The organism is Blastococcus sp. OS1-29 (assembly GCF_057628075.1).
On the sequence record NZ_JBXXJK010000005.1, the window covers coordinates 450,212 to 457,770 of the forward strand.

Genomic DNA, 7,559 nt, shown 5'->3' on the forward strand with positions numbered 1-7,559 from the left:
CGGGCTCAGTTCAGGTCGCTGCACGTGGGCTGCCACGGCCGGTCCGGGAGAACCCGGCGCCACTCGATGGGCGTGAGGTCGCGGCCCGCGATCGAACACGCCAGCTCCAGGCGGACCTCCGGATCGGCGGGGCCCTCTCCCCGCCGCGGGCTCTGGTCGCTCATGTCCCAGGTGATCGCCGTGTGGTCGACCGAGACCGTCGCGAGCAGCCGTCCCGCCGCGTCCACCTCGACGCTCACCACGTCGCCGGTATGGCCGCGGAGGGGATGTCTGCCGTACCAGCGGCCCGTCGCGGGATCGATCTCCCAGGTGAGCACCTCGCCGTCCTTGCCCCCGGTCACTGCCCACCGCATGTCCGGCGCGACGGCGACGTCGAGCACGGGCCGGCCGGCGACGACTTCCTGGACGATGTGCCCGTCCCGGTCGAAGAGCGTGATCCCGCCGTCGTCCCAGAGCTGGACGACCCCTCCGGCGTAGGCGTGGAAGCCGCGGCTCCCCCGGGTGCCCGGCTCCACGGGCAGCGGGACCTGCCGGCCGTCGGCCAGCTGGACGAGCGTGCCGGACGGCGACAGGGTGTCGTCGTCCCACACGACGAACGACCCGGCGTCCTCGGCGAAATCGGCGCCCACCCGGTCGACCGGCGAACCGACGACGCCCTGGATCGCGGTGTCGCGGACGGCGCCGTCGCCGGCGTCGACGTCGACCAGCTGCCAGCGCGAGGTGCGCTCGTCGATGTTCTCCGGCCGCGCCACGATCAGGTGCAGTGTCCGGCCGTCCGCGCTCACCGCCCCCGCCACCGGCTGGCCGGGGATCGCGTTCCCCTCGACGAGGAGCCGCGTGGTCTCGTCGGAGCCGGAGATCCGGCGCACCCACGCGCCGTTCCGGCCCATCCCGGCGCCGAGCACGACGTCGTCGACGGGTGAGGGAGCCGCGACGAGCCAGTCGGCCCACGGCCCGGGGGTCGGCATGATCTCGCGCGGTACGGTCCCCGGGCCGACCGGCCAGCCGACCACCGACACCCCGACGCCGAAGGTCAGCGTGCGGCCGCCGGAGAGGACCGCGTCCTGCGGCACGCCGTAGAAGGAGACGGCCCGCTGCACGCGCTCGTGCCCCTCGAGCACCCGGGCCAGCGCGTCGCGGGTCGCGGGGGTGTCGGCGAGCCGGAACGCCTGCGCGGCCAGGAGCAGCGAGACGTCGAGCTGGGTCTGCGCCCCGGACAGGGAAGCCAGCTCGTCCGCGTCGGCCACCGCCGCGGCCTGCGCGGTGCGCTGATCGGAGCGTCCCGACAGCCGGGCGACCGACATCGCCACGACGAGCAGCACGACCAGCGCCGCCACCAGCACGAGCGGTCGTCCGCTCCTGGGCCGGTCGGCGGAGACCGTCGCCTCGGGAGCTCGCGGCTCCGGCGGTACGGGCGCGACCGGGAGCCGGGCGGGCGGTTCCAGCCGCTGGGCGGGTACCGGCTCCGCCTGGCGCGCGACGGCGACGGCCATCCGGCGAGGGGTGACCACCGGGGTCGCGGTTCGGGTCGCGGTTCGGGCGTCGCGGAGGTCGGCCTCGGCGCGGCCGCGGAGCTCGGCCAGCCGCCGCCGCTCCGCCTCCGCAAAGGGCGCGTCCGGCCACTCACCGTACGGCTCGGCCCGCCACAGGCCCAGGGCGGTCGCGAGCAACCACTCCGCGTCCCCCGGGTCCTGCGGGAGCCGGGCGTGCCCGCGGGTCGCGAGGTCGGTGAAGCGCGCCGCGTCGACGTCCGTCCGCGGTACGACGAGGGCGTAGCCACGACCGCGGCGGAGGACGAACTGACCGCTGGAGCGCTCCGGCAGTCGGGGTTCGAGTGCGGTCCGCAACCCGCGGACGGCGGCCTGCAGCACCTCGTCGTCCCCGAGGATCTCGACGAGCCGGTCGGCCGGCACGACCTCCGGCGCCTGCGCGGCGAGGACGGCGAGGAGCAGCCGTTCGTGCGCACCCGGCACGTGCACGGGGGCGGAGTCGTTCGCCGTGACCACCAACGGTCCGAGGACCGCGACGCGCATCCCCCGAGGGTAAGCGCGAGCGTGGGTTAGCGTCCCTGCGTGAGCCAGCCTGCCGCAGACAACCCCGCCACCCTCGCCGCCGAGGCGGCCGACGCCCTCACCGCCGCCGTCGGTGACGGCCACGACGTCGCCGTCGTCATGGGCTCGGGATGGGCGCCCGCCGCCGACGCCTTCGGCGACGCCGCGGCGTCGATCGGGATCGGCGCGCTGCCCGGCTTCGCCGCCCCCACAGCCGTCGGGCACGGCGGCGAGGTGCGCTCCGTGCGCGTCGGTGACCGGAGGGTGCTGCTCTTCCTGGGCCGGACCCACCTGTACGAGGGCCGGGGCGTCGAACCGGTGGTCCACGGCGTGCGCACCGCGGCGGCGGCCGGGGTGAAGACGGTCATCCTCACCAACGCGGCCGGTGGCGTGAACCCGGCCTACGGGGTCGGGCAGCCGGTCCTGTTGTCCGACCACATCAACCTCACCGCGACGTCACCGCTGGTCGGCGCCAACTTCGTCGATCTCACCGACCTCTACTCCTCGCGGCTGCGGGCCCTGGCCCGGGAGATCGACCCGACGCTGCCGGAGGGCGTGTACGCGGCGTTCCCCGGTCCGCACTACGAGACCCCGGCCGAGATCCGGATGTGCGCCACGTTGGGCGCCGACGTCGTGGGCATGTCCACCGCGCTCGAGGCGATCGCTGCGCGCGCCGCCGGGCTCGAGGTCTTCGGGCTGTCGCTGGTGACCAACGCGGCGGCCGGCGTGACCGGCGAGAAGCTGGACGGCGCCGAGGTCGTTGCTGCAGGAAAGGCCGCGGCGGGGCGGCTCGGCGAGTTCCTGGTCGAGTTCATCGGGCGGCTGCCGTGAGCGGTCGCGTCCTGATCACCGGCGCGGCCGGCCGGATCGGCACGTGGCTGCGCGGCGGGCTGCCCGAGCGCGGCTGGGCGGTGCGCTGCCTGGACGTCGTGCCCGTAACCGACGAGCGGCCGGGCGAGGAGCAGGTCGTCGCCGACGTCACCGACCTGGCCGCGATGGTCGACGCCACCCAGGGGGTCGACGCGGTCGTGCACCTGGCCGGCATCGCCGGGGAGTCGACCTGGCCGGCCATCCGCCACGCCAACATCGACGGCACCTATGCGGTCCTGGAGGCGGCACGGCGGGCCGGCGTCCGGCGGGTGGTGCTCGCGAGCAGCAACCACGCGACCGGGTTCACGCCGCGGCCCGCCGAAGGCCTGCTGCGCGAGGAGGATGCTCCCCCGCGGCCTGACACGTACTACGGCGTCGCGAAGGTGACGATGGAGGCGCTCGGGTCGCTGTACGCCGACCGCTACGGCATGGACGTCGTCTGCCTGCGGATCGGCAGCGCGTTCCCGGAGCCGACGACGCACCGGATGCTGGCGACCTGGCTGTCGCCGGACGACGCCCTGTCGCTGGTCGACGCTGCCCTGCGCGCCCCCGACCCGGGATTCGCGGTCGTCTGGGGCGTCTCGGCGAACACCCGCAACTGGTGGGACCTCTCGGCCGCCCGCGCCCTCGGCTACGAGCCGCAGGACGACGCCGAGGTGTACGCGGATGCGGTGAGCGAGGCCTACGGCGCGGGGGATCAGGGCGATCCGGTGCTGTCCCACGTGGGCGGGGAGTTCACGCTGCCCGCGTACGACGCGGAGCACTTCGAGGCACCGGCTCCGCGGGCCGACATCGCTCCGGGTAGCGGTCGATGAGCGCCGACCTGCTGAATGCCGCGCGCGCCTGGGCCGACGCCGACCCGCACGCCGGTGACCGCGCGGAGATCGAGGCGCTGATCGGCGCCGGCGACCTCGACGAACTCGCCCGCCGCTTCGCCGGTCCGCTGACCTTCGGGACGGCGGGGCTGCGCGGGCCGCTGCGCGCGGGCCCGGCCGGGATGAACGCCGCGGTGGTCACCCGCGCGGCAGCCGGACTGGCCCGGTACCTGGCCGACGACGGACACGCCGGCGGCGGCGTGGTGATCGGCTACGACGCCCGCCGGCGGTCCGACGAGTTCGCGCACGTCACCGCCGCGGTGCTGTCGGGTGCGGGTTTCGCGGTGCAGGTGCTGCCGCGCGCGCTGCCGACACCGGTGCTGTCGTTCGCCGTCCGCCATCTGGGCTGCGCGGCCGGCGTGATGGTGACTGCCAGCCACAACCCGCCCGACGACAACGGGTACAAGGTCTACCTCGGCGACGGGGCGCAGCTCGTGCCGCCGGCCGACCGGCTGATCGAGGCGGCGATCGCGGCCGTGGGACCCGCCCGGGAGGTCCCCCTCAGCGACGAGTGGCTGACGCTCGGGGACGACGTCGAGGCCGACTACGTGTCGGCGGTCGTGGCCGCGGTCGACCCGGCGCGGGTGCCGTCCCGACGGGACCTGGTAGTCGCCTACACCGCGATGCACGGGGTGGGTGCCGACACCACCCGTGCGGTCTTCACCGCGGCGGGGTTCGCCGAGCCGGTCACCGTGGTGGAGCAGGACCGGCCCGATCCGCGGTTCCCGACCGTCGCCTTCCCGAATCCGGAGGAGCCGGGCGCCACCGATCTGCTGAAGGCGCTGGCCGAGCGGATCGGTGCCGACCTGGCGATCGCGGAGGACCCGGACGCGGACCGGTGTTCCGTCGTCTGCGGTGGGCGCCAGCTGACCGGCGACGAGGTCGGTGCGCTGCTGGCCGACTGGCTGCTGCGCCGCGGCGTGCGGGGGACGTACGCGTCCTCACTGGTCAGCGGGTCGCTGATGCACGTGATCACGGCGGCGGCGGGTCAGCCGTCGGCGGAGACGCCCACCGGGTTCAAGTGGATCATCCGGGCAGGGTCGGCCGAGGCGCCGCTCGTGTTCGGCTACGAGGAGGCGCTGGGCTACGCGGTCTCCCCCACGGTGGCGCGGGACAAGGACGGCATCTCGGCGGCGGTCGCCGTCTCGTTGCTGGCGGCGGAGCTGAAGACCACGGGACGGACGCTGCTCGACCGGCTCGACGAGCTGGCCACCGAGCACGGGCTGTTCGTGACCGGGCAGCTGTCGGTGCGCGTGGAGGACCTGTCGATCATCTCCGGCGCCATGACCCGGTTGCGGTCCGCGCCGCCGACCCGGTTGCTCGGCCGCGAGGTGGCCTACGCCGACCTGGCGCTCGAGGACCCGCCCGTCGATGCGGTGCGGCTACTCGGCGACGGCGTCCGGGTGATCGTCCGGCCCAGCGGCACGGAGCCGAAGCTCAAGGCGTACCTGGAGACCGTCGTCCCGGTGCACGACGACGCCGGACTGATCGCTGCCCGTGGCCGCGGGGAGGACGAGCTCGACCAGCTGCGGGCCGAGATGTCGGCGGCGCTCGGCCTCTGAGTCCGGGCCGCCCTGATCGTCAGCCTCCGACCAGCTCGCGGCAGCTCGAGCCCAGGGCGCGGGTCGCGGTCTCGAGGACGGCGACGACGTCCCGGCCGAAGCGGACGTCGCACGGGTGGGTGCCGCCGGCGACGGCGGCGGACGTCAGCTCGTCCACCGCCACGGCGAAGGCCCGAGCAGCGGCGCGTTCCTCCGGGATCAGCACGATGCGACCGGCGTCGCCGTGGACGAAGAACTCCGTGCCGGCCGACATCGGCGCGACCGTGTGCGACAGCGTCACCGTCGATGCGACGCCGGACTCGTGGCCCAGGACCAGATGCACGGTGTCCCGGAGACCCGCGCCGGCCTGCACGGACACGACCGGACCCAGCGCCGGGACGAGCACCGACAGCGCGTGCGGGCCGATGTCCCAGAGCGCGCCGTGCTCCTTGCGCCAGGGCGACGAATCGAACGGCGACCCCGCCAGTGCGGACAGCCAGGACGCATGACCGCCGGCCAGCCTGGTGCGGGCGGCCTGCTCCAGCCAGGACGACGTCTCGGGCTGGAACCGGAAGGTGAAGAAGACGAGCGAGGCGACCCCCGCCGCGTCCACCGCCGCCACCACACGATCGGCCGCGGCCACGTCGAGGGCGATCGGCTTCTCGAGCAACAGGTGCTTGCCGGCGGCGGCAGCTCGTTCGGCCAGCGGCGCCTGCACGTCCGGCGGCAGCGCGATGGCCACGGCGTCGACCCGGGAGAGCAAGTCGTCCACGTCGGCGTACCCGGCGACGTCGAACTCGGCTCCCACGGCCTTCGCCTTGGCGACATCGCGGCCCCAGATGCCGACCAGCTCCGCGTCCGGGTGCGCGGCGAGCGACGCGGCGTGGATCTCCTTGGCCCAGAAGCCGGTGCCGAGGACGCCGAAGCGCATGGTCAGACCGCGCCGAACTGGCGGTCGCCGGCATCCCCGAGACCCGGGACGATGTAGGCCTTGTCGTTCAGCCCCTCGTCGATGCTGGCGGTGAAGACCCGCAGCGGAAGCCCGCTCTCCTCGAGCCGGCGCAGCCCCTCGGGTGCGGCCAGCGTGCACAGCACGGTGATCTCCGTGGCGCCGCGCTCGGTGAGCAGGCCGCAGCAGTGCACCAGCGAGCCGCCGGTGGCGAGCATCGGGTCGAGGACGAACACGTGCCGGCCGACCAGCGACTCCGGCAGCGAGGCCATGTACGCCTCCGGTTGGAAGGTCACCTCGTTGCGGGCGAGTCCGACGAAGCCCATCTGCGACTCGGGCAGCATCCCGTGGGCGGTGTCGGCCATCCCGAGCCCGGCACGGAGGACCGGCACGATCAGCGGCGGCGCGGCCAGCCGGTAGCCCGTCGTCGCGGTCACCGGCGTCTGGATCGGCTCCTCCGCGACGGCGAGATCGCGAGTGGCCTCGTAGACCAGCATCTGGGTGAGCTCACGCAGCGCGGCCCGAAAGGCGGCGTTGTCGGTGCGCTCGTCCCGCATGCGGGACAGGCGGGCACGGGCGAGCGGGTGGTCGACGACGGTCAGCTGCACGCGCGACACCGTATCGGCACCCTGGTCGGCGCAATCCGCGCGCATCCGGACCGGGTCCGCGGGGTCACCTACGCCTGGTCGACGTCGAGCCCGCGAGGCCCCAGCGTGATCCGGGAGCCCGCGACGACCGCCGTCGCCAGCTTCTCGACGACGTGGACGAGGAACAACCGGTAGGCGGCCTGGACGGCGTCGACATCCGGGAACACCTCCCGGGCGTCGTCGGCCATCGACAGCAGATGCCGCCGGAGCTCGTCGTCGGTGAGGGCCAGAAGGACCGGCGGGTCCCATGCCTCGCCGAAACCGCCGGACACCAGGATCGAGCCGTCGTCGTCGCGCACCACGTGCTCACCGTCCTCGGCGAGATCACGGACCAGATGGTCCACCGAGTAGTCCAGGCTGTCGCGGACGCGCCTCAGCCGGGCCGCCATCGGACGGTCCCGGTTGCGACGTCGCGTCATGGGATCTCCCGCCCCTCCTCGGGGGCGACCGTACCGACGGCCGGCGATCAGCCGGTAGCGAGCAGTGGCTCCGGCAGGAGGATCTCGGTGCCGTCGGGGCGGTAGGTGCGCCATCGGCCGTCGGGTTGCAGCTCGATGCGGAACCCGTGGTGGACCTTGGTGTGGTGCCGCTCGCAGAGCAGCGCCCCGTTCTCCACCGAGGTCTCT

The 7,559-nt window shown here is 74.4% G+C and carries 7 protein-coding genes and 1 pseudogene; 3 read left to right on the forward strand and 5 right to left on the reverse strand.

Features of this window, described 5'->3' with window-relative positions; translation table 11 throughout:
• Window positions 1–5 precede the first annotated feature (5 nt).
• On the reverse strand, window positions 6–2,033 hold the full coding sequence (locus tag AC2H4J_RS15740; RefSeq protein WP_487465814.1) for a BTAD domain-containing putative transcriptional regulator: 2,028 nt from the start codon (window positions 2,031–2,033) through the stop codon (window positions 6–8).
• Window positions 2,034–2,072: 39 nt separating this feature from the next.
• Between AC2H4J_RS15740 and AC2H4J_RS15745 the strand changes: the two genes are divergently transcribed.
• Genes AC2H4J_RS15745 through AC2H4J_RS15755 form a run of 3 tightly spaced genes read left to right on the forward strand, consistent with a single transcriptional unit; the run spans window position 2,073 to window position 5,358 of the window.
• Entirely contained in the window at window positions 2,073–2,882 is an 810-nt protein-coding gene (locus AC2H4J_RS15745) for a purine-nucleoside phosphorylase (protein WP_487465815.1), read from the forward strand.
• Window positions 2,879–3,736 (forward strand): NAD-dependent epimerase/dehydratase family protein, encoded by an 858-nt coding sequence (locus AC2H4J_RS15750; RefSeq protein ID WP_487465816.1) that lies wholly within the window; start codon window positions 2,879–2,881, stop codon window positions 3,734–3,736. The genes AC2H4J_RS15745 and AC2H4J_RS15750 overlap by 4 nt, the downstream gene beginning before the upstream one ends.
• Window positions 3,733–5,358 (forward strand): phospho-sugar mutase, encoded by a 1,626-nt coding sequence (locus AC2H4J_RS15755; RefSeq protein ID WP_487465817.1) that lies wholly within the window; start codon window positions 3,733–3,735, stop codon window positions 5,356–5,358. The genes AC2H4J_RS15750 and AC2H4J_RS15755 overlap by 4 nt, the downstream gene beginning before the upstream one ends.
• A 19-nt stretch (window positions 5,359–5,377) precedes the next feature.
• On the opposite strand, the gene AC2H4J_RS15760 is transcribed toward AC2H4J_RS15755, so the two are convergent.
• The 4 genes and pseudogenes from AC2H4J_RS15760 to AC2H4J_RS15775 form a co-directional block, all read right to left on the reverse strand.
• Window positions 5,378–6,268, reverse strand: a complete 891-nt coding sequence (locus tag AC2H4J_RS15760) for a Gfo/Idh/MocA family protein (protein WP_487465818.1) — start codon at window positions 6,266–6,268, stop codon at window positions 5,378–5,380.
• Window positions 6,269–6,270: 2 nt separating this feature from the next.
• Window positions 6,271–6,894 carry a uracil phosphoribosyltransferase gene (gene upp / locus AC2H4J_RS15765; RefSeq protein ID WP_487465819.1) on the reverse strand — a complete coding sequence of 208 codons (624 nt, stop codon included), beginning with the start codon at window positions 6,892–6,894 and terminating at the stop codon, window positions 6,271–6,273.
• A gap of 68 nt (window positions 6,895–6,962) precedes the next feature.
• A complete protein-coding gene (locus AC2H4J_RS15770; protein WP_487465820.1) occupies window positions 6,963–7,352 on the reverse strand; it encodes a hypothetical protein in 390 nt (129 codons plus the stop codon).
• Between the two features lie 47 nt (window positions 7,353–7,399).
• Window positions 7,400–7,559, reverse strand: a pseudogene (locus AC2H4J_RS15775) (endonuclease); the annotation flags it as partial.

Bases quoted from the DNA above. Each gene is read 5' to 3' on its own strand.
- AC2H4J_RS15740 (WP_487465814.1), bottom strand. From the start codon at position 2,033: ATGCGCGTCGCGGTCCTCGGACCGTTGGTGGTCACGGCGAACGACTCC.
- AC2H4J_RS15755 (WP_487465817.1), top strand. From the start codon at position 3,733: ATGAGCGCCGACCTGCTGAATGCCGCGCGCGCCTGGGCCGACGCCGAC.
- AC2H4J_RS15760 (WP_487465818.1), bottom strand. From the start codon at position 6,268: ATGCGCTTCGGCGTCCTCGGCACCGGCTTCTGGGCCAAGGAGATCCAC.
- AC2H4J_RS15770 (WP_487465820.1), bottom strand. From the start codon at position 7,352: ATGACGCGACGTCGCAACCGGGACCGTCCGATGGCGGCCCGGCTGAGG.